Annotated in this window: 17 protein-coding genes; 9 read left to right on the forward strand and 8 right to left on the reverse strand. The window is 63.7% G+C overall.

The window, feature by feature from the left end:
• Nucleotides 1-75 precede the first annotated feature (75 nt).
• Genes lpxD through lpxB form a run of 5 tightly spaced genes read left to right on the forward strand, consistent with a single transcriptional unit; the run spans nucleotide 76 to nucleotide 4,503 of the window.
• Nucleotides 76-1,134, forward strand: coding sequence for a UDP-3-O-(3-hydroxymyristoyl)glucosamine N-acyltransferase (gene lpxD, locus NKJ93_RS01520; RefSeq protein WP_352482670.1), 1,059 nt, complete (start codon nucleotides 76-78; stop codon nucleotides 1,132-1,134).
• Nucleotides 1,127-1,591: a 3-hydroxyacyl-ACP dehydratase FabZ gene (gene fabZ / locus NKJ93_RS01525; RefSeq protein ID WP_023717722.1), complete on the forward strand. Its 465-nt coding sequence runs from the start codon at nucleotides 1,127-1,129 to the stop codon at nucleotides 1,589-1,591. Before lpxD ends, fabZ begins: the two co-directional genes overlap by 8 nt.
• A 13-nt stretch (nucleotides 1,592-1,604) precedes the next feature.
• Entirely contained in the window at nucleotides 1,605-2,438 is an 834-nt protein-coding gene (gene lpxA / locus NKJ93_RS01530; RefSeq protein WP_023717721.1) for an acyl-ACP--UDP-N-acetylglucosamine O-acyltransferase, read from the forward strand.
• A gap of 6 nt (nucleotides 2,439-2,444) precedes the next feature.
• A complete protein-coding gene (locus NKJ93_RS01535) occupies nucleotides 2,445-3,347 on the forward strand; it encodes an LpxI family protein (RefSeq protein ID WP_023717720.1) in 903 nt (300 codons plus the stop codon).
• Nucleotides 3,337-4,503 (forward strand): lipid-A-disaccharide synthase, encoded by a 1,167-nt coding sequence (gene lpxB / locus NKJ93_RS01540; protein WP_023717719.1) that lies wholly within the window; start codon nucleotides 3,337-3,339, stop codon nucleotides 4,501-4,503. The genes NKJ93_RS01535 and lpxB overlap by 11 nt, the downstream gene beginning before the upstream one ends.
• Before the next feature lie 123 nt (nucleotides 4,504-4,626).
• On the opposite strand, the gene gltA is transcribed toward lpxB, so the two are convergent.
• Together gltA and gltX are read right to left on the reverse strand one after the other, a co-directional pair.
• Nucleotides 4,627-5,955 (reverse strand): citrate synthase, encoded by a 1,329-nt coding sequence (gene gltA / locus NKJ93_RS01545; protein ID WP_023717718.1) that lies wholly within the window; start codon nucleotides 5,953-5,955, stop codon nucleotides 4,627-4,629.
• A gap of 178 nt (nucleotides 5,956-6,133) precedes the next feature.
• On the reverse strand, nucleotides 6,134-7,555 hold the full coding sequence (gene gltX, locus NKJ93_RS01550) for a glutamate--tRNA ligase (RefSeq protein ID WP_023717717.1): 1,422 nt from the start codon (nucleotides 7,553-7,555) through the stop codon (nucleotides 6,134-6,136).
• Nucleotides 7,556-7,651: 96 nt separating this feature from the next.
• On the opposite strand from gltX, the gene NKJ93_RS01555 reads away from it, so the two are divergent.
• Nucleotides 7,652-10,117 (forward strand): ComEC/Rec2 family competence protein, encoded by a 2,466-nt coding sequence (locus tag NKJ93_RS01555; protein ID WP_352587158.1) that lies wholly within the window; start codon nucleotides 7,652-7,654, stop codon nucleotides 10,115-10,117.
• Here NKJ93_RS01555 and lexA read toward each other — a convergent pair.
• Complete coding sequence (gene lexA, locus NKJ93_RS01560; RefSeq protein ID WP_084642503.1) at nucleotides 10,111-10,842, reverse strand: transcriptional repressor LexA; 732 nt, start codon at nucleotides 10,840-10,842, stop codon at nucleotides 10,111-10,113. The two genes, NKJ93_RS01555 and lexA, sit on opposite strands and share 7 nt — an antisense overlap.
• A 471-nt stretch (nucleotides 10,843-11,313) precedes the next feature.
• On the opposite strand from lexA, the gene kynU reads away from it, so the two are divergent.
• Together kynU and NKJ93_RS01570 are read left to right on the forward strand one after the other, a co-directional pair.
• A complete protein-coding gene (gene kynU / locus NKJ93_RS01565; RefSeq protein WP_023717715.1) occupies nucleotides 11,314-12,561 on the forward strand; it encodes a kynureninase in 1,248 nt (415 codons plus the stop codon).
• 95 nt (nucleotides 12,562-12,656) lie between these two features.
• On the forward strand, nucleotides 12,657-13,487 hold the full coding sequence (locus tag NKJ93_RS01570; protein WP_352587161.1) for a hormone-sensitive lipase: 831 nt from the start codon (nucleotides 12,657-12,659) through the stop codon (nucleotides 13,485-13,487).
• 7 nt (nucleotides 13,488-13,494) lie between these two features.
• Here the strand turns inward: NKJ93_RS01570 and NKJ93_RS01575 are convergent, their stop codons facing one another.
• The 5 genes from NKJ93_RS01575 to NKJ93_RS01595 are packed head-to-tail and all read right to left on the reverse strand — an operon-like array spanning nucleotide 13,495 to nucleotide 18,925.
• Nucleotides 13,495-14,700: a molybdopterin molybdotransferase MoeA gene (locus NKJ93_RS01575; protein WP_352587164.1), complete on the reverse strand. Its 1,206-nt coding sequence runs from the start codon at nucleotides 14,698-14,700 to the stop codon at nucleotides 13,495-13,497.
• Nucleotides 14,700-15,206, reverse strand: coding sequence for a cyclic pyranopterin monophosphate synthase MoaC (gene moaC, locus NKJ93_RS01580; RefSeq protein ID WP_023717712.1), 507 nt, complete (start codon nucleotides 15,204-15,206; stop codon nucleotides 14,700-14,702). The genes NKJ93_RS01575 and moaC overlap by 1 nt, the downstream gene beginning before the upstream one ends.
• 2 nt (nucleotides 15,207-15,208) lie before the next feature.
• The gene (gene trpC / locus NKJ93_RS01585) at nucleotides 15,209-16,021 is read right to left on the reverse strand and encodes an indole-3-glycerol phosphate synthase TrpC (protein ID WP_023717711.1); all 813 of its coding nucleotides are present in this window, start codon (nucleotides 16,019-16,021) and stop codon (nucleotides 15,209-15,211) included.
• A 4-nt stretch (nucleotides 16,022-16,025) separates the two neighbouring features.
• Nucleotides 16,026-17,036 (reverse strand): anthranilate phosphoribosyltransferase, encoded by a 1,011-nt coding sequence (trpD, locus tag NKJ93_RS01590; RefSeq protein WP_023717710.1) that lies wholly within the window; start codon nucleotides 17,034-17,036, stop codon nucleotides 16,026-16,028.
• Nucleotides 17,033-18,925: a SurA N-terminal domain-containing protein gene (locus tag NKJ93_RS01595; protein WP_023717709.1), complete on the reverse strand. Its 1,893-nt coding sequence runs from the start codon at nucleotides 18,923-18,925 to the stop codon at nucleotides 17,033-17,035. The genes trpD and NKJ93_RS01595 overlap by 4 nt, the downstream gene beginning before the upstream one ends.
• Nucleotides 18,926-19,067: 142 nt before the next feature.
• Here NKJ93_RS01595 and tpiA point away from each other — a divergent pair, with 142 nt between their 5' ends.
• Nucleotides 19,068-19,835 carry a triose-phosphate isomerase gene (gene tpiA / locus NKJ93_RS01600; RefSeq protein ID WP_023717708.1) on the forward strand — a complete coding sequence of 256 codons (768 nt, stop codon included), beginning with the start codon at nucleotides 19,068-19,070 and terminating at the stop codon, nucleotides 19,833-19,835.
• Nucleotides 19,836-19,946 lie beyond the last annotated feature (111 nt).

Consider the following 19,946-nt stretch of genomic DNA (forward strand, 5'->3'; position numbering starts at 1 on the left):
TTTTTGCGCATGATCCTTTCCGAGGATCGACTTCCGATTTCCGGGGTCATGCGCTAGCTGGATATTGCTTCTGGAATGACCGATCCGGTGTTCTTCGCGCCCTCACGCCGGTATACGGCCGGCGAAGTCGCGAATCTGACCGGCTCGACGCTTGTCGATTCCGGTCTCTCCGATGTATCGATCGAGGCTCTGGCGCCCGCCAACGAAGGCGGCGAGAACGCGCTTGTCTTCGTCGATGGGAGGCGCAATTTCGCGCTGATGCAGTCACTGCGGGCGGCAGCGGTTCTCTGCCCCGCCGAATTTGCCGGCAAGGCGCCGGCGGGCATTGCGGTGCTGGTGCATCCGCGCCCGCAGCAGGCTTTCGCAATGGTCGGGCGCCTGCTTTTCCCGGCGGCTGCAACGCCTGGACCGATGACCGGCGAAACCGGTATCTCGCCGCACGCCCATGTCGATCCGACCGCCCATGTCGAGGCCGGTGCGATCATCGAAGCAGGCGCGGTCATCGGGCCGCGCGCTGCCATCGGCAGCGGAACCGTCATTGCCCCGCATGCGGTTATCGGTCCTTCCTCTCAGATCGGCCGCGACGGCTATGTCGGTCCAGGTGCAAGCGTGCAATATGCGTTGATCGGCAATCGCGTCATCATCCATGGCGGTGCCAGGATCGGCCAGGATGGCTTCGGTTTCGTTGCCGGCGCCAAGGGTCCGGAGCGGGTTCCGCAGATCGGCCGCGTCATCATTCAGGACGACGTCGAGATCGGCTCGAATACGACCGTCGATCGCGGCGCCATGTCCGACACGATCATCGGCCAGGGCACCAAGATCGACAATCTGGTGCAGATCGCCCACAACGTTCGCATCGGCCGCAATTGCATTATAGCCGGGCTTTCGGGTATTTCCGGTTCCGTGACGGTAGGCGACAACGTCACCATGGGTGGCGGCGTCGGCCTTGCGGATCATTTGACCATCGGGTCCGGGGCCAAGCTTGCCGCAAGAAGCGGGTTTATGAGCAATGTGCCTGCAGGTGAGATTTGGGGAGGATATCCGGCGCAGCCGATGGCGGAAGCCATGCGCGAGATAGCGGCCTTGCGCAGACTTGCACGGACGCGCAAACAGGGTGAGGGGGGAAATGGCTGAGATCGCAGCGGCGACGCTCGAAGCGGTTGACATAATGCGGCTGATGAAGCTCCTGCCGCACCGCTATCCGTTCTTGATGATCGACCGCATTGTCGACATAGATGGCGACGAATCCGCCATCGGCATCAAGAACGTCACCATAAACGAGCCGCATTTCCAAGGTCATTTCCCCGACCAGCCGGTCATGCCCGGCGTGCTCATCATCGAGGCGATGGCGCAGACGGCCGGCGCCATCTGCATCCGCAGCCTCGGTACGGAAAAGCCGTCGCTGGTTTATTTCCTGACCATCGACAACGCCAAGTTCCGCAAGCCGGTCGTTCCAGGCGACCAATTGAAAATTCATGTGAAGAAAATCAAGAAACGCGGCAATCTTCTCAAATTCGCCTGCGAGGCCCTCGTCGATGGCACCAAGGCGGCGGAAGCCGAGATCTCGGCAATGATGGTCGCAAGCGGCTGACAAACGAATGCTAATGAAAATCCAGACAGTCATCCATCCATCGTCGGTCATCGAGGCAGGCGCCCAAATCGGCGAAGGCGCCCGCATCGGACCCTTCTGCTACGTCGGCCCCGACGCCGTGATCGGCGACCGTGTCGAACTGGTCAGCCATGTGTCGGTGATGGGCGCGACCACCATCGGTGCATCGACCAAGGTCTATCCGATGGCGATACTGGGCGGGCCGCCGCAGAACACCAAGCACAAGGGCGGCCGTACCACGCTGGTGATCGGCGAGAACTGCGCGATCCGCGAAGGCGTCACCATGCATCTCGGCACCGATTCCAGCCGCGGCGAAACGACGATCGGCGACAACGGCAATTTCCTCGCCTATGCCCACATTGCACATGACTGCGTGGTCGGCAGGAACGCCACCTTCGCCAATCAAGCGACGTTAGGCGGGCATTGCGAAGTCGGTGACAATGTCTACATCGGCGGCCTTACCGCGGTTCATCAGTTTGTCCGCATCGGCGATAACGCCTTTCTCGGCGGTTGCTCGGCGATCGTCGGCGACGTCATTCCCTACGCCATCGCCGTTGGCAACCGTGCCAGCCTTCGCGGCCTCAACATCATTGGCCTGAAGCGCGCCGGCCTGCCGCGTTCCGAGATCCACTTGCTGCGCAAAGCCTACAACACGATCTTCGATCGCTCTCGGACCGTCGGCGAAAACATCGAGTTCGCCAAGGCGGAATTCGCCTCGTCGCCGACGGCCATGAAGATCGTCGATTTCATCGCTGGCCGCGGCAAGCGGCACTATGCCGTGCCGTCGCTCAAAGGTGGCGACGGCGACGATACCGATGATGAAGACTGAGGGCAGATGACGAAGATTGAGGCTGCCGGAAAGGGCCTTGATCTCGCGCCAGATGCCAAGGTCGGCATCATCGCCGGCGGCGGCAGTCTCCCGGTCGAAATTGCCCGAGCGCTCGCCCGGCAAGGCAAACCTCCCTTCGTCGTCATGGCGGCGGGCGAGGTCGACCGCATAGTCGATTTCGAGCCCTATGAGCAGGCAAGCTTGAGGCTGGAGGACGTCGGCTCGCTGCTGCCGATGCTCAAGCGGCATCACGTTACGCATCTGGTGACCGCGGGACATATTACGCGCCGCCCCAGGCTGAGCGCCATGCGCCTCAATTTGGGCCTGCTCGCCTGGCTACCCAGCCTTCTCGTCGGTGTAACCCGGGGGGACGATACGGTGCTGAAACTGTTCGTGCGCAGGATCGAGCGCAGCGGCATCAAGGTTGTCGGCGCTCACGAGATCGTGCCGGAACTGGTCGCCGCTGAAGGCCCGCTGACCAAGATGGCGCCACGCAAATCCGACTGGCGCGACATCGAGGCGGCGCACGCTGCAGCAAAAGCTATCGGCGCGCTGGATATTGGCCAGGCGGCTGTTGCGGTTGGTGGCCGCGCCATCGCGCTGGAAGGCGTCGAGGGCACAGACGGGCTGCTCGAGCGGACAAAACAATTGCGCGGGCACGGCAGGCTGGCTGGCAGGAGCCGTGGTGTTTTGGTCAAATGCGCCAAGCCCGGTCAGGAACTGCGTGCCGATCTGCCCTCCATTGGCCCGCTGACCGTCGAGGCGGCGCATGCCGCCGGACTGGCCGGCATTGCCGTCGAAGCCGGCCGCTCGCTGGTGCTCGAAGGTCCTGCCACCATCGGGCGTGCCAATGCACTCGGCCTGTTCGTGATCGGCCTGCCTGCTGCGGAGCCGGCGCATGGCGAATGAGCAGCCGTTGAAGATAGCCGTCGTCGCCGGCGAGGAGTCCGGCGACCTGCTTGGCGCCGACCTCGTGCAGGCGTTAAAGCGCATGACCGGGCGCGAAGTTCGGCTCGTAGGCATCGGCGGCCGCCATTTGCAGGCGCTCGGTTTGGCGCCATTGTTCGACGGCAGCGAGATCGCGCTGATGGGGCTTAGCGCTATCCTGCGCGACCTGCCGCGCCTGATGCGGCGGATCGGCCAGACGGCAAACGCGATTGTCGATGAAAAGCCCGACTGCCTTATCACCATCGACAGTCCGGATTTCTCGCTGCGCGTCGCCAAGAAGGTGCGCGCCGCCGATCCGACGATCCCGATCGTCCACTATGTCTGCCCGAGCGTATGGGCTTGGCGGCCGGGCAGGGCGGCGGCGATGAAGCCATATGTCGATCACATTCTTTGTATCCTGCCGTTCGAGGTGAAGGAACTCGCTCGCCTGGGCGGGCCGCCCGGCACCTATGTCGGGCATCGCCTTGCACACGATCCGGGCATAGTCAGTGCCGCCAGGGCGCAGGCGCAGCCGCGTGACCTCTCCGCCGACCGTGTGAAAACGTTGCTTGTATTGCCCGGTTCGCGTCGCGGCGAGGTGCGGCGCCTGGTCGGGCCGTTCGGCGAAACGGTATCGATCCTGCGGGCGCGCGGGCACCGCTTGCGCTTGCTGTTGCCGACGGTGCCGCACGTCGCCGACCTGGTCAGGACCTCGGTCGCGAGCTGGAACGAGAAGCCGGAGATCATCCTTGATGCCGAACGCAAATGGCAGACCTTCGGCAAGGCCGATGCGGCGCTGATCGCGTCGGGGACGGTATCGCTGGAACTGGCACTGGCGGGCGTGCCGATGATCTCCTGCTACCGGCTCGATCCGGTCATGCGCATGGCGCAGGGACTGATCAAAGTTTGGAGCGCAGCCTTGCCCAATCTCATCGCCGACCGGCCGGTCGTGCCGGAACACTACAACCAATATGTGCGTCCGCATTATCTGGCGCGCCAGCTGGAGGCGCTATTCTCCGATACCGCCTACCGCGCCTGGCAGAAGGACGGTTTTGCCGACATCGCCGGGCGTATGGCAACCGACAAGCCGTCAGGCGAGATGGCGGCGGGGGTGGTGATGGGCATGGTGAGGAAGTGAGCGAGTAGTGAGTAGCGAATAGGAAATGGTGCTGGCCGTAACAGCCAAGCTGCTTCAGCTACTACTCGCTACTCGCTACTCGCTACTCGCTACTCGCTACTCGCTACTCGCTACTCGCTACCTTCACCGCTTCGCGATCGGCACGTAATCCCGTTCCGGCGCACCGGTATAAAGCTGGCGCGGACGGCCGATCTTCTGGTGCGGGTCCTCGATCATCTCTTTCCACTGCGCGATCCAGCCGACGGTGCGGGCAACCGCGAACAGCACGGTGAACATGGTAGTGGGGAAGCCCAGCGCCTTCAGCGTGATGCCGGAATAGAAATCGACGTTGGGGTAGAGCTTCTTCTCGATGAAATAGGAATCGGTCAGCGCGATCTTTTCCAGCTCCATGGCGATGTCGAGCAGCGGATCGTCCTTGATGCCGAGCTCGCCCAGGACTTCGTGCGCGGTCTTCTGCATGATCTTGGCGCGCGGATCGTAGTTCTTATAAACGCGGTGGCCAAAGCCCATCAATCGGAACGGATCGTTCTTATCCTTGGCGCGCGCAATGAATTCCGGGATGTGATCGACATGGCCGATCTCGCCCAACATGTTCAGGGCTGCCTCGTTGGCTCCGCCATGTGCAGGACCCCACAGGCAGGCGATGCCGGCAGCGATACAGGCAAAGGGATTGGCGCCCGACGAGCCGGCGAGGCGGACGGTCGAGGTCGAGGCGTTCTGCTCGTGGTCGGCGTGCAGGATGAAGATGCGCTCCATCGCGCGCGCCAGCACCGGATTGATCTTGTATTCCTCGCAAGGCACGGCGAAGCACATATGCAGGAAGTTGGCTGCGAAATTCAGTTCGTTCTTCGGATAAATGAACGGCTGGCCGATGTGGTATTTATACGCCATCGCCGCGATCGTCGGCATCTTGGCGATCAGCCGCATCGAGGCGACCATGCGCTGATAAGGGTCCGAGATATCGGTGGAATCGTGATAGAAGGCCGACAGCGCGCCGACCACGCCGCACATCACCGCCATCGGATGCGCATCGCGGCGGAAGCCGGTGAAGAAGCGCGACATCTGCTCATGCACCATGGTGTGGCGCGTCACCCGGTAGTCGAAATCGTCCTTCTGCGCCTTGGTCGGTAGTTCTCCGTAGAGCAAGAGATAGCAGACTTCGAGGAAGTCGCCGTGCTCGGCCAGCTGGTCGATCGGGTAGCCGCGGTGCAAGAGAATACCGGCATCGCCATCGATGAAGGTGATTTCCGATTCGCAGCTCGCCGTCGACGTAAAACCGGGATCGTAGGTAAATACGCCGGTGGTGCTGTAGAGCGAACCGATGTCGATGACATCAGGTCCTACCGAACCACTTCGTATCTTGAATTCATGGGTTTTGCCGTCGAGTTCCAGTTTTGCCGTCGACGCCTGGGTTTTGCCGCCAAATTCCATCTTTGTCGCAGGTTCGGTCATAGCAAACTCCTTTTTGTTTCCTCAGGCCGGCAACGGCAAAACATTGAACCCAACACGTCAAAAGCATCGGAATACGCACATTTGCGCCCGCAATTGAATCTGCGCGCCAGATTAGGCCAAGACCCAATGTTGCACTGCGAAACACACCTTTCAATGCCAATCTTCTTGGGCCAGTTTCCTAATCGATTTGATCGGCAATCCGCGCCAGGCCTTCCTCGCGGCCAAGCACGGCCAGCACATCGAAGACGCCGGGCGAGGTGCTTTTGCCGGTGAGCGCGGCGCGCAGAGGTTGGGCCACGGCGCCGAGTTTGTGGCCGCCGGCCTGCGCATAGTCGCGGATCGCGGCTTCCGCCGAGGCGGCAGACCAGTCCGAAATCGTGGCCAGTGCCGCATGAGCGCCCCGCAGGATCGCGCGCGCCTCACCGCTGAGCAGCGCCGCCGCCTTCTCGTCGACCGGCATCGGCCGCTCGACGAACAGGAATGCAGCCCCTTCAACAAGTTCGACCAGCGTCTTGGCGCGCTCCTTCAGGCCTGGCAAAGCGGCAAGCAATTGCGCCTTGCGTCTGTCGTCGAGGCTAGCTGCGATCGCCGGACCGCCGTCGAGATAGGGCAGAGTGGCGATGAAGATGTCGAGCAGCGCCGCGTCGTTCATGCGGCGCATGTGCACGCCGTTCAGCGCCTCGAGCTTGGCGAAGTCGAAACGGGCGGCGCCCTTGTTGACGTCGCCAATGTCGAACCATGCGATCATGTTGGCGATCGACATGATCTCATCGTCGCCGTGGCTCCAGCCAAGCCTCGCCAGATAATTGAGCAGCGCCTCCGGCAGGTAGCCCATGGCGCGATAGGCCTCGACGCCGAGCGCACCGTGCCGTTTCGACAGCTTGGCGCCGTCGGCACCGTGGATCAGCGGGATATGCGACATCGACGGCACCTCCCACCCCATGGCATGGTAGATCACCGTCTGGCGGGCGGCGTTGGTCAAATGGTCGTCGCCGCGGATGATGTGGGTGACGCCCATGTCGTGATCGTCGACGACGACGGCATGCATGTAGGTCGGGTTGCCGTCCGAGCGCAGAATAATGAAATCGTCGAGATCCTTGTTGGGAAAGCGCACGTCGCCCTGGACGCGGTCATGCACAACCGTCTCGCCGTCTGTCGGCGCCTTGATGCGGATCGCCCCCTTGGCGCCGGCCGGCGCCTCGGAGGGGTCGCGGTCGCGCCAGCGGCCGTCATAGCGGGGAGGCAGCCCCTTGGCTCGTGCGCTCTCGCGCATTGCCTCCAACTCGGCAGGCGTCGCGTAACAATAATAGGCCTTGCCCATGCGAACGAGTTCCTCGGCCACCTCGCGATGGCGCGGCGCACGCTCGAACTGCGACACCGGCTCACCGTCCCATGTCAGGCCAAGCCAGGAAAGCCCGTCGAGGATGGCCGCGGTTGCCGCATCGGTGGAACGCTCGCGGTCGGTGTCCTCGATGCGCAGCAGCATCGTGCCGGCTGTGTGCTTGGCATACAGCCAGTTGAACAGCGCCGTGCGCGCCCCGCCAATATGCAGATAGCCGGTGGGCGAGGGGGCAAAACGGGTGACGACCTTGTCGGGCATGGAACTCTCAGGCAGGCGAAGGAAGTGGGTTTGCGGACTTTCGCGCGTTGCGCGTTCATGTAGCATAGGAGGTCGAGGGCGCAAGGGGCAGACCCGATGGCTGTGCGAGGCCGTGGTGCGGGCGAGGGCGAGGACGTTGGCAGCGGCGTCAGCGAACGCTTGCTGTTTGCCGCGCCCGTGCCTGTCCTGCCGGCACCGGCATTGCTGCCGGTTCCACGCTTTGATGCCCCGTCGCTGCCGGCGAGCGACCCAGCAACGGTTCTCGTGCCCGCGGCCGAGCCCATCGTGCGCCTACGCCGGCGTTTCCGCCTCCCGTCACCGTCCCGTATCCGCAACGGCGTAACCTCGGCGGTCGGCCTGGAGCTCGACCGTGGGGTCGCCTTCCTGCTGGTGCCGGTGTTCCTCGCATGCGGGGTGATCGTATATTTTGCGCTGGCGGTGGAGCCGGCCTTTCCACAGCCGATCGCAATCGTCGCCTTGGCAGCCCTCTGTGCCGTCGCCTCGCGGTCGTGGCCCAGAACCCGCCTGTGCTTCATGGCGGCGTTGCTCTGCGCGCTTGGCGTGCTTGCCGCCAAGGTCGAGACCTGGCGTGTCGGAACGCATATGCTCGGTTCCGAAATCTCGACGCGCCTTACGGGTCGCGTCGTATCGTTCGAGCCCATGGCGAGCGGCCGCATCAGGCTGACGATCGATGTGATCTCAACCGCCAGGCCGACACTGCGCTACATGCCGGAACGGGTCCGCGTTTCGGCGATGAAAATACCGGCTGAGCTGACCGCCGGTTCCGAGATCGCCGGCTATGTGCGGCTGCTGCCGCCGACCGGGCCGGTGCGGCCCGACAGCTATGATTTCTCCTTCGACAGCTATTTTGCCGGTATCGGCGGCAGCGGCTTTTTTCTCGGCAATCCGAAAGTCGTGTCGTCGGGCAGCATGCCGTTTGCCGCGCGGCTTTCTTCCGCGATCGAAGACGCGCGCGAATCCATCGCCGACCATATCCGCAGCCGCATCGGCGGCGCCGAGGGCGAGATTGCTGCTGCGCTGATCGTCGGCGTGCGCGCCGGCATTCCCGAGGAGATCAACGAAGCGATGCGGCGTACCGGCATCTACCACATCATCTCCATCTCGGGGCTGCATATGGCGTTGGTCGCCGGCACCATCATGGCGCTGCTACGCGGCACCTTTGCGTTGTTTCCCGATTTCTCATCGCGACGGCCGGTCAAGAAATATGCCGCGGCCGCCGCGCTTTTTTCGATTGCGGCCTACCTCGTCTTTTCCGGCATTGTGGTGGCGGCCGAACGCAGCTTCATCATGCTGGCGGTGATGCTTATCGCCGTGCTGTTCGACCGGGCCGCGCTCACCATGCGCAACCTGGCGATCTCGGCCATCGCGGTCATTCTGGTGTCGCCGCACGAGGTGGTCGGTCCGAGCTTCCAGATGTCCTTCGCCGCGACGGCGGCCCTTGTCGGCGCCTATGCAGGCTGGTCCGATTACCGCGCCGGCGGGGCCACCACGCCGCCGCCCCGGCGGTCGCCGCTACGCTTTGCCACTAGAAAGGTACTGCTGGGCATGGGCGGCCTGGCGATGACCTCGATCATTGCAGGGAGCGCCACGGCGCTTTTCGCCATATGGCATTTCCAGCGCGTGGCGCCGCTCAGCCTGTTCGCCAATCTGGCCATCATGCCTATCATCTCACTGGTCGTCATGCCCTTCGCCGTCCTCAGTGCGCTGGCGATGCCGTTCGGCGCGGATGGGCCTTTCCTCTACGTGATGGGCAAGGGGCTGACGGCGATGATCGCCCTGTCCGGGTGGATCTCCGAGCGCTCGCCGATCGATGCGGTCGGGCTGATTTCGCTGAGATCTGTCCTTTTGGTGACGATCGCCCTCGTCATTGCCAGCATGGCGACGACCTGGTTGCGGCTCGTGGCCCTTCCTTTTGCGCTCGCCGGCTTGCTAACGACAACGCAGACGCGCGTACCCGATGTATTGATCTCGGAGGACGCACGGCTCGTCGCGCTGCCGATCGGCAGCGGTGAACTCGCGGTCAACCGGGCACGCCCGAATGAGTTCACCATCGACAACTGGAAACGCGCGCTCACATCAGAGGCTATCGTCGCGCCGGAAACACCTGGAAAGAACGATCCGCAATTCGACATTGCCGATCCGGCCGACTTACCGCCGGGCATGCCGTTCATTTGCACGGACGGTCTCTGCCTTGCCAGGCATCCATCCGGCGCGATCATCGCGCTAGCCAATGACCGCGATACTGCACGGCCAGCCTGCGCCTTTGCCAGCTTGATCGTCATCGACGACGCCACCGCCCATAATCCCTGCTACTACGACCGGCTGGTCCTCGTCGTCACCAAACGGCAACTGGCGCGCGCGGGAAGTGCGGCCGTCTATTTCGATCCACAAGCGGCAACACGCGCCGAAATCCGCTTCGCCGTCGAAAAATCATACCGGCCCTGGCACGTGCAGCGGAAATTTTCCCGCGCGGCGCGGGGCATGCCGCCATACCGCAGAGCCGACAAGCCAAAAGCCGGCGCCAAGGGCGCAGCTCAGTAGCGGCGGATCAGCCCAACGAGCTTGCCCTGCACCTTGACCCTGTCTGGTCCGAAGATGCGCGTCTCGTAGGCCGGATTGGCGGCTTCCAGGGCGATCGAGGCGCCCTTGCGGCGGAACCGCTTCAGCGTCGCTTCTTCCTCGTCGACCAGTGCCACCACGATCTCACCGGGGCTCGCCGTATCGGCATTGCGGATGATCACCGTGTCGCCGTCGAAAATGCCAGCCTCGATCATCGAATCGCCTTTGACCTCGAGCGCATAATGCTCGCCGCCCATGATCATGTCCGGCGGCACCGAGATCGAATGCGTCTGGTGCTGGATGGCATCGATCGGCACACCGGCGGCGATGCGGCCCATCACCGGGATAGACACGGCGGCGACGACATCGTCGTCATTGCCGGCTGCAGGGACGCGCGACGATGTCGGCTTGCCTTGCCGAGGACCTTGCCCAAGACTGCCCTGGATGACACTCGGCGAGAACTTGCGTGCCGCATTGAGGCCGGGGGCGATCGAATCGGGCAGGCGCAGCACCTCCAGCGCACGGGCCCTGTTGGGCAAACGGCGAATGAAGCCGCGCTCCTCCAGCGCCGTAATCAGCCGGTGGATTCCCGATTTGGAAGCCAGGTCGAGCGCTTCCTTCATCTCGTCGAAGGAGGGCGGGATACCGCTTTCCTTCAGCCTTTCGTGGATGAACATAAGCAGTTCGTGTTGTTTGCGTGTCAGCATAGCGACCCCCAACAGAATCAGAAAAACAAACCCAGAACAAACACTATCTGTTCCAGTTGTGTTCCGCAACTGTTTAAAGTTTAATGAATGTGTTAGGGCTCGGGTAACGATACCACTCGCCAAACCGGGACGCTGCATTTTCACCGCCGCGGGCCTCATCGCCTTGATTCTGCTTTCGTTTGCGGCCTCTGGGTTTCCAGAAGGCGGCACTGGTATCGGCCGTCAGCCGGCAAAGGGGCACGGAATTGAAGCCGTATCGACTGTGCGGTTTGGTCAATGCACCGTGAACGAAACGAACTCAAAACGCCAACCTTGGGTTGGCTTGGCTCCTGGTTTCCACCGCATGGTCAGGCAACTTGTCGCCGGTGGAGCCTTGCTGCGCGATACCAGGTAATGGAGAACCGCTCGTGACCGATGGATGCCGTCGATGCGTGTCCGGCGTTGCGGTGAATCTTGGGGAGCAGACAAATCATGACAGGAATTCCCGATCTCGTGGCCATAAGGGCGATGGATGCTGCAGATCCGCTGCGCGCGATGCGCGACCGCTTTGTGCTGCCGCAAGGAGTGATCTATCTCGACGGCAATTCGCTAGGGGCCGCTTCGCGTGCCGCTTTCGATGAATTGAGCAAGGCAGTGACCGAAGAATGGGCGCATGATCTCATCCGCGCCTGGAACACGGCCGGCTGGTTCAACATGCCGCTCGAACTTGGCGACCAGCTCGGGCGCCTGATCGGTGCCGCGGCCGGCCAGACGGTGGTCTGCGACACGACATCGGTCAACATCTACAAGCTGCTGCACGCCGCCATGGCCATGCGGCCGGAGCGGCAGGTCATCGTCGCCGAGGGCGACAGTTTTCCGACAGACCTCTACATGGCTGAGGGTGTGGTTTCGACGCGAAAAGATACGCTGCTGCGCCTCTCGGGGGTCGACGCGCCGAGCATCGAAGAGCTGATCGACGAACGCACCGCCGTGGTGCTGGTCAACCACGTCAACTACAAGTCGGGCGAACTGCGCGACATGCCGGCGCTGACGCGCAGGGCCCAGGAAGCCGGGGCGATGATCGTCTGGGATCTCTGCCACACCGCCGGTGCGATGCCAGTCGAGCTCGACACGGCGAACGCCGATTTTGCCGTTGGCTGCACCTACAAATATCTGAATGGCGGACCGGGCGCGCCTGCCTTCATCTATGCGGCTGAGCGGCATCTTGCCGACATCCAGCAGCCGCTCACCGGCTGGTGGGGCCATGCACGGCCCTTCGCCTTCGAGCCAGGCTATGCGGCCGGCACCGGCATCCGCCGGTTTCTGTGCGGCACCCAGCCGGTCCTGTCTATGCGCACGCTGAAGGGCGCGCTCGACATCTGGAACGATGTCGACATGACGGCGGTGCGCAAGAAGAGCATCGCGCTGGCCGATCTGTTCATCGAGCTTGTCGAGGCAAAGTGCGGCACTTACGGGCTAACGCTCGAAAGCACGCGCGACGGGGAAAAACGCGGCAGCCAGATTTCATTCATGCACGAGCATGGCTACCAGATCATGCGCGCGCTGATCGAACGTGGCGTGATCGGCGATTTTCGCGCGCCATCGACCATGCGCTTCGGCTTCACCCCGCTCTATGTCGGCTATGCCGATGTCTGGCAAGCCGTCGAAGTGCTTGAGGACATCCTGCGCACCGGTGCGTGGAAGGATGCGCGCTTCGCCATCAAGGCGGCTGTCACTTGAGATTGATGCGAGAGCTGGAATCGTGAGGCTGGCGACGACGCGCCGCGCGATGCTCACGCTCGTTGCAAGGCCATATTGCCAGGGGAGGGCGCAGGGTGTTCGAACGTCACATTGCCGATTGGGACAACGCCTATGCCAACGGCGCCAACATAGCCGGCAGCGATCGCTGGCCGGCGGCCTGGGTCGAGCCCGCGCGGGTTTTTCGCGACGTGCTTTCGACCGAGGGCCGGGCGCGGCTCGACATGGCCTATGGCGATGGCCCACGCAACCGGCTCGATCTTTTCCTGCCGGCCACCAAGCCCAAGGGGCTCGTGGTGTTCGTCCATGGCGGCTACTGGATGGCATTCGACAAGAGTTTCTGGTCGCATCTTGCCGCTGGCGCTGTTGATCGCGGCTATGCCGTGGCGATGCCGTCCTACACGCTCTGTCCGCAGATGCGCATTGGCGGCATCGTCAAGGAAGTCGGCGCGGCGATCGGCAAGGCGGCGGGGATGGTCGCAGGGCCGCTGATGCTGACCGGACACTCGGCCGGTGGCCATCTTGTTAGCCGGATGGTTACGACGACGACGCCGCTGGCGCCCGAAATTGTCCGGCGCATTCGCCATGTCGTATCGATCTCGGGTGTGCACGATTTGCGCCCGATCATGCGCACCGGCATGAACGAGACGCTGGCGATCGATGAGGCCGAGGCGCAGGCCGAAAGCCCGGTGCTGCTGCGCCCGATGGACAAGGCCCGCCTGACCTGCTGGGCCGGCGGCGGCGAGCGCGCCGAATTCCTGCGCCAGAGCGCGTTGCTGGCCAATATCTGGATCGGCCTGGGTGCCGCGACCAGTTCGGTGGTCGAGCCTGACCGGCATCATTTCAACATCATCGACAGTTTGGCCGATCCAGACCATCCGCTGACCCGGACCTTGATCTCGGAGTGAGGCAGGTTCAGCGTAGCATCAGCACGTCGCAGGCGGCGCCCGCCGCCGCGGCGGGCGTGAACGGCGCACGGACGATCAGCCCGTTGGCATCGGCCAGCATTTTCAGCATCGAGGAGTCCTGGATGCCGAACGGCGTCGCCACGAGCGTACCGGCGTCGTCTGTGACAACAGCCCGCACATAATCTTGCCTGAGATCGTTGGCCGGCATGGCAGCGCCGAGCCGTGCCTCACGCATATCCTGCTGAAAGGCGCGGCCGCCGAGCCGCGCCAGCAGCGGCTTCAGGAAGAGCTGGGTGCAGACCAGGCTCGCCACCGGATTGCCGGGCAAGCCGATGCAGCGAATGTCGCCCAGCCGCCCGAACATCAGCGGCTTGCCCGGCCGCATGGCGATCTTCCAGAAATCGAGAGTCATGCCTTGCCCGGTCAGCACGTCATGGACGAAATCGTGGTCACCGACCGAGGCACCGCCCAGCGTGACGATGACGTTCGCGCCAGCCTTCACGGCCTTTTCCACCAGCGCAGCGATCGCCTCCCTGCGGTCCGGCGCGATGCCAAGGTCGAGCACTCGCGCACCGACCGACTGTGCGGCGGCGGCGACACCATAGGCGTTGGAGGAGATGATCTGGTCGGGGCCAAGCTCGCTGCCCGGCGGCAGCAATTCGTCGCCGGTGGCGATGATGGCGACCAACGGCCTTTTGACCACGCCGACCTCGGGGTGGTTGGCCGATGCCGCCAGCGACAAGGCCGCCGGGTCGAGCAGGCGGCCTTTGTGCAGCAGGACGTCGCCTTTGGCGAAATCGAGCCCGAGGCGGCGGATGTTTCGCCCCTGCACCGTCGGCTCCGTCACTTCGACGACACCGCGGCCGAGATCGCGGACGTTCTCCTGGATGACGATGGTGTCGGCGCCTTCGGGAAGCGGCGCGCCGGTGAAGATACGGACGGCCTGCCCCTGCTGCACCGTCCCGGCAAAGCCGCTTCCGGCCGGCGCCATGCCGACCACCGAAAGCTTTGCTGGTAAGGACGCGATATCAGCCGCCCGCACGGCATAGCCGTCCATGGCGGAGGCGTTGAACGGCGGCTGGGTGCGGAGCGCCACAACCGGCTCCGCCAGCACGCGGTCGGCGGCATCCAGCAGCGCGACGCGTTCGCCCTGCAGTGCAGCTGCGCCGTCCAACAGGCGCTCGAGCGCCTCAGCAACTGGGACCAGCGCCATCAGCGGCCTGCCTCGGTGACCCCATCTTCGGTGATCTTGTAGTCGCCGGATTTGCCGCCGGTCTTTTCAACCAGCCTGATGCCGGAGATGACCATGGCGCGGTCGACCGCCTTGGCCATGTCGTAGATGGTCAGGCAAGCGACCGAGACGGCGCTCAGGGCCTCCATCTCAACGCCGGTTTTGCCGGTGACGCGGGTCAATGCTGTGACCTTCAGGCCGGGCAAAGCTGCGTCCGGCTCGATATCGACAGATATCCTGGTCAGCAGCAGTGGATGGCAGAGCGGGATCAGTTCATGCGTCTTCTTGGCCGCCATGATGCCGGCGATACGCGCGGTACCGAGCACGTCGCCCTTCTTGGCATCGCCGGCGAGGATCATGTCCAGCGTCTCGGGCCGCATCGACACGAAGCCCTCCGCGACTGCCGTGCGCACCGTCTCAGCCTTGTCGCCGACATCGACCATGTTGGCTTCGCCGCGCGCGCCAAGATGGGTGAGGGCGGCCGCCATCCTCAGATCGCCTCTGCCGGCGCCTTGCCCGTCAAAAGCAGGCGCGTTGCAGCGGCCACGTCCTGTTGACGCATCAGGCTCTCACCGACCAGAAAAGTGGCGATGCCGCTCCGCTCCAGCCGGCGGCAATCGTCATGCGAAAAGATACCGCTCTCGCTGACCAGAAGGCGGTCGGCGGGCACCATCGCGACCAGCCGTTCCGAGGTCTCGAGGCTGGTTTCGAAGGTCCGGAGATTGCGGTTGTTGATACCGATCAGCCGCGACGACAGCTGCAGCGCGCGTTCCATCTCAGCCTCGTCATGCACTTCGACCAGCGCGTCCATGCCGAGCCCGAAAGCTGTCGCTTCGAGTTCTCTTGCCAACGCGTCGTCGACGCTGGCCATGATGATCAGTATGGCATCGGCGCCCCATGCCCTGGCCTCGTAGACCTGATAGGGATCGAACAGGAAATCCTTGCGCAAGGCAGGCAACTCGACGGCAGCGCGCGCATCGCTGAGGAACGCGGGCGCCCCCTGGAAAGAGGGTGCGTCGGTCAGCACCGAAAGACAGGCGGCACCGCCTTCCGCATAGGCCCTGGCCAGCGCCGGCGGATCGAAATCGGCGCGGATCAGGCCTTTGGATGGGCTAGCCTTCTTGATTTCGGCAATCAGCGCGAACCTGCCGGATTGGCGCTTTGCTTCAAGGACGGAAAGAAAGCCGCGCGGCGCTTCGGCGTCCGTTGCCCGTGCCTTGATCTCGGCAAACGGCACTTGCGCCTTGGCCGCCGCGATCTCGTCGCGCTTGTAAGCCTCGATCTTGCGCAGGATGTCGGACATAGTTCTAACCGTTCGAAATCTCGACCAGCCTGTCGAGCACTTTCAGCGCGCGGCCGCTGTCGATGGCCTGCGCCGCCGTCACCATGCCGTCGGCAAGTGTCGTCGCCTTGCCGGCCACCACCAGCCCGGCGCCGGCATTCATCAGCACCGTGTCGCGAAAGGCGCCGGCGGCGCCGCCCAGCATGTCGCGCAGTGCCTGGGCATTGTGGGCGGCGTCGCCGCCGCGCAACTCGTCCTTGGTGTGACGCTTCAGCCCGACCGCTTCCGGGGTCAGCACAAAGCTGCGGATCTCGCCGCCGGCCAATTCGGCGACCTGCGTCTCGCCGGTGGTGGTGATCTCGTCATAACCGTCGCCATGGACGACCCAGGCATGGTCGGCACCAAGCTCCTTCAACGTTTCTGCCACCGGCATGATCCATTCGGGCAGGAACACGCCGACCATCTGCCGTCTGACACTGGCCGGATTGGAAAGCGGACCCAGCAGGTTGAAGATGGTGCGGGTGCCGAGCTCGACCCGGGTCGGGCCGACATGCTTCATCGCCGGGTGGTGCGCCGGCGCGAACATGAAGCCAACTCCGGCCTCGTGGATGCAGCGGCCGATCGTCTCCGGAGGGATGTCGATCTTGACGCCCAACGCGATCAGAACATCGGCGGCGCCGGTCAGCGAGGACAGTCCGCGATTGCCGTGCTTGGCGACGGGCACGCCGCTGCCGGCGGTGACGAAGGCGGATGCGGTCGAAATGTTGACGCTGTGCGAATTGTCGCCGCCGGTGCCGACAATGTCGATGGCGCCCTCGGGGGCTTCGACGCGCAGCATCTTGGCGCGCATGGTGGCGACGGCGCCGGCGATCTCGCTGACGGTCTCACCGCGCACCCGCAATGCCATCAGGAAGCCGCCGATCTGGCCGGGGGTGGCGTCACCGGACATGATGATGTCGAAGGCCTCGCGCGCCTCCTCGAAGGAAAGAGCGCTACCGGCGGCGACCTTGGCGATGTGGATCTTCAGCGCGCTCATCTGGCCAGGGCTTGGGTTACGGCCGTCTGATCGATGCGGACGTCATATTGCGTCTGCAACTGCGCCACCAACTGGTCGAGCAGGTCGTCGGACATACCGGAGGTGAAGGATTTCTGCGCGTCCTGGGGTACTGAGTTGGCGTCGGCCCCGGCGGGCTCGAATACCTCGGCAACCTTGAACAGGATCTGTCCGTCGCCTGTGGGCGAGGGGATTAGCCCGGTGCCGCCTTCGCCGACGCCGAACATCGCGGCGGCCCCTTCCTTGCCGAAATCGACGTCGTCAGCATCGCGCTTGACGCCGCGCTTGGTCTGCTTTTCGAGCTTGAGCTCACCGGCGATCACCTCGAGCGTGGCGCCGGCCTTGAGACGCTTCTCGAGCTCTTGTGCCTTTGCGGTAAGCCGTTTGGTAGTCTCCGCCGCGGTCCAGTCGGCCACGACCTTCTGGCGGACTTCGTCCAGCGTGCGGTCGCGGGCCGGCGTGATCGCGCTCACGTCGTAGAAGACGAAGCCGTTATCGGCGGTGGTGAGGCCTTCATTGTCGGTTCCGGGTTCGGATTCGAACACCGCCTTGATGAGCGCCGGCGATTCCGGCAGGTCTTTGACGATGCTTTCATCCGGCCTTCGGCCGGTGCGGTCGATGGCGTCGATGGTAACGACCTTCAGCTTCAATTTGGCAGCTGCCTCAGCGAGCGAACTGCCGGAGGCGCGCGTATCCTCGTAATTGTCGTGCACGTCCAGCAAGATGCGGCTTGCCTCGCCCAGTGCCAGATCCTTGCGGATCTGCTCGGACACTTCGGCCAGCGGCTTCACCACTTCGGGCTTGATCTCGGTGACGCGCAGCAGAACGGGGCCAAAGGCGCCCTGTACGACCGGGCTGACTTCATTGGCGTTGAGCTTGAAGGCAGCATCGGCAACCGCCTTGTCGGCGATCTTGTCCTTGGCCAGCGTGCCGAGCAGGGTGTCGGCCGGCGTCTTGCCTTCGGCGGCGACGATCTTGTCGAAGGTCGCGCCGGTCCTGAGCGAATCGAGCGCCGCCTTGGCAGCATCAGGCGTCTTGAACACAAGCTGCTCGATGGTGCGCATCTCGGGCGTGGTGTAGCGCGCCTTGTTCTTGTTGTAGTCGTCGCTGACCTGTTGATCGGTCACTGCGCTCAAATCCATGATGTCTTCCGGTTCGAGCCTGACATAGGAGAACTTACGGTATTCGGGCGCGGCGTAGGTTTTCTTGTTCTCCCCGAAATAGGCCGAAAGCACGCTGTCGGACGGCGCTTCTATCGGTTCGACCAGCGATTTCGGCAAGGTCAGGTAGTCGATTGTGCGATCTTCGCCGCGATAGAGCGCGACCGCCTTGAAGAATGTATCCGGGGCTTTGAGGCCATCCGAAACCGCCTCGACGATCTGCTGGCGGACCGCCACCTGGGCGCGGTTTTTCAGATAGTCCTCCGGCCGCATGCCGATCTGCCGGAGCAGGTACTCGAAGGTTCGCCTGTCGAAGGTTCCGCCAGGCCCTTTGAACGCCGGGTCTTCGCGGGTCAGTTCGGCCAGCCGGTCCTTGGACAGGCCAAGGCCGAGCTTGCGGGCCTGCTCGTCGAGGACGGCGCCCGAGACGAGTTGCGCCAGCACCTGGTTGTCGATGCCGAGCGCCGTCGCCTGCTCACGGCTGATGCGCTGGCCGAATTGCTGCGACATTACGCTGAGCTGGCGATCGTAGGCGAGGCGGTATTCGTTGATCGAGACCTTGGTGCCTCCGGCCGTAATCACGGCGTCATGGCCGGCAAGACCGCCCATCAGCCGCCCCGAGATGCCCCAGACGGCGAAGCTCAACACCAACAATGACAGCAGCAGTTTCGCGACCCAGGTCCCCGCCGCGCTTCTCAACATACCAAGCATGAGTACTTCCGATTTTTGCGCATTTCGCATGCGCCGAGTCTGAAACAAGCGCAATAGCGCCCTTCCTGCTCACTGTCGATTGCTTTGTGGCCTGATTTTGATAGTGAGAGCCAGCTGGAAATTGCCCGGAGAAACAAATCCCATGACGCCTGGAATCCGCCCGCTCGTCGCCGGCAACTGGAAAATGAACGGGACCAGCGCCTCGCTCAACGAGCTCAGGATGATCGGCAACGGCTTCATGAGCGGGCTCGACGCCGAGACCGAAGCCGTGGTCTGCGTGCCGGCGACCTTGCTTGCGCACGCCGCCGAGATTCTGTCGCGCACGCCGGTCCGGGCCGGTGGTGAGGATTGCCACACCGAGGAAAGCGGCGCCTATACCGGCTGTATTTCGGCGGAGATGCTGAAGGATGCAGGCGCCAGCCATGTCATCGTCGGCCATTCCGAATGCCGTGCTGATCGCAAGGAGAACGATGCCATAGTGCAGGCCAAGGCCTCCGCCGCATGGCGCGCCGGGCTGGTGGCTATCATCTGCATTGGTGAGACAAGAGCCGAACGCGAAGCAGGAGCCACGCTTGACGTGCTGTCGCGCCAGGTTGCGGGCTCGGTACCGCCAAACGCCACGGCGTCCAACAGCGTCATTGCCTATGAGCCGGTATGGGCGATCGGCACCGGCTTGACCCCGACCGCCGCCGACGTCGCCGAGGCGCATGCGCATATCCGTGAAGAACTGGCGCGGAAGCTTGGCAATACGGCGGCCAAGATGCGCATTCTCTACGGCGGCTCGGTCAAGCCGTCCAACGCCGTCGAGTTGCTCGGCGTCAGGAATGTCGACGGCGCGCTGGTCGGCGGCGCCAGCCTGAAGGCAGCGGACTTCCTCGGCATCGCGGAAGCCTATCGAAACATCGCTTGATACCGGGACTGCTTGCTGGATTTGAGCGGACGGCCGGCGCCGGAATCGTTGCAAAGGACGCATTGCTTCCCATATTCCGGCCACGGGCTTGGAAATGCCGTCAAAGCATTG

Origin of the sequence: Mesorhizobium sp. M0028 (assembly GCF_040323855.1) — a bacterium.
In the GTDB taxonomy this organism is placed as follows: domain Bacteria; phylum Pseudomonadota; class Alphaproteobacteria; order Rhizobiales; family Rhizobiaceae; genus Mesorhizobium.

Bases quoted from the DNA above. Each gene is read 5' to 3' on its own strand.
- NKJ93_RS01575 (WP_352587164.1), bottom strand. From the start codon at position 14,700: ATGGCGCTGGTCCCAGTTGCTGAGGCGCTCGAGCGCCTGTTGGACGGC.
- lpxB (WP_023717719.1), top strand. From the start codon at position 3,337: ATGGCGAATGAGCAGCCGTTGAAGATAGCCGTCGTCGCCGGCGAGGAG.
- lexA (WP_084642503.1), bottom strand. From the start codon at position 10,842: ATGCTGACACGCAAACAACACGAACTGCTTATGTTCATCCACGAAAGG.
- lpxA (WP_023717721.1), top strand. From the start codon at position 1,605: ATGAAAATCCAGACAGTCATCCATCCATCGTCGGTCATCGAGGCAGGC.
- NKJ93_RS01535 (WP_023717720.1), top strand. From the start codon at position 2,445: ATGACGAAGATTGAGGCTGCCGGAAAGGGCCTTGATCTCGCGCCAGAT.
- trpC (WP_023717711.1), bottom strand. From the start codon at position 16,021: ATGTCCGACATCCTGCGCAAGATCGAGGCTTACAAGCGCGACGAGATC.
- moaC (WP_023717712.1), bottom strand. From the start codon at position 15,206: ATGGCGGCCGCCCTCACCCATCTTGGCGCGCGCGGCGAAGCCAACATG.
- trpD (WP_023717710.1), bottom strand. From the start codon at position 17,036: ATGAGCGCGCTGAAGATCCACATCGCCAAGGTCGCCGCCGGTAGCGCT.
- NKJ93_RS01595 (WP_023717709.1), bottom strand. From the start codon at position 18,925: ATGCTTGGTATGTTGAGAAGCGCGGCGGGGACCTGGGTCGCGAAACTG.
- tpiA (WP_023717708.1), top strand. From the start codon at position 19,068: ATGACGCCTGGAATCCGCCCGCTCGTCGCCGGCAACTGGAAAATGAAC.
- kynU (WP_023717715.1), top strand. From the start codon at position 11,314: ATGACAGGAATTCCCGATCTCGTGGCCATAAGGGCGATGGATGCTGCA.
- gltX (WP_023717717.1), bottom strand. From the start codon at position 7,555: ATGCCCGACAAGGTCGTCACCCGTTTTGCCCCCTCGCCCACCGGCTAT.
- gltA (WP_023717718.1), bottom strand. From the start codon at position 5,955: ATGACCGAACCTGCGACAAAGATGGAATTTGGCGGCAAAACCCAGGCG.
- lpxD (WP_352482670.1), top strand. From the start codon at position 76: ATGACCGATCCGGTGTTCTTCGCGCCCTCACGCCGGTATACGGCCGGC.
- NKJ93_RS01555 (WP_352587158.1), top strand. From the start codon at position 7,652: ATGGCTGTGCGAGGCCGTGGTGCGGGCGAGGGCGAGGACGTTGGCAGC.
- fabZ (WP_023717722.1), top strand. From the start codon at position 1,127: ATGGCTGAGATCGCAGCGGCGACGCTCGAAGCGGTTGACATAATGCGG.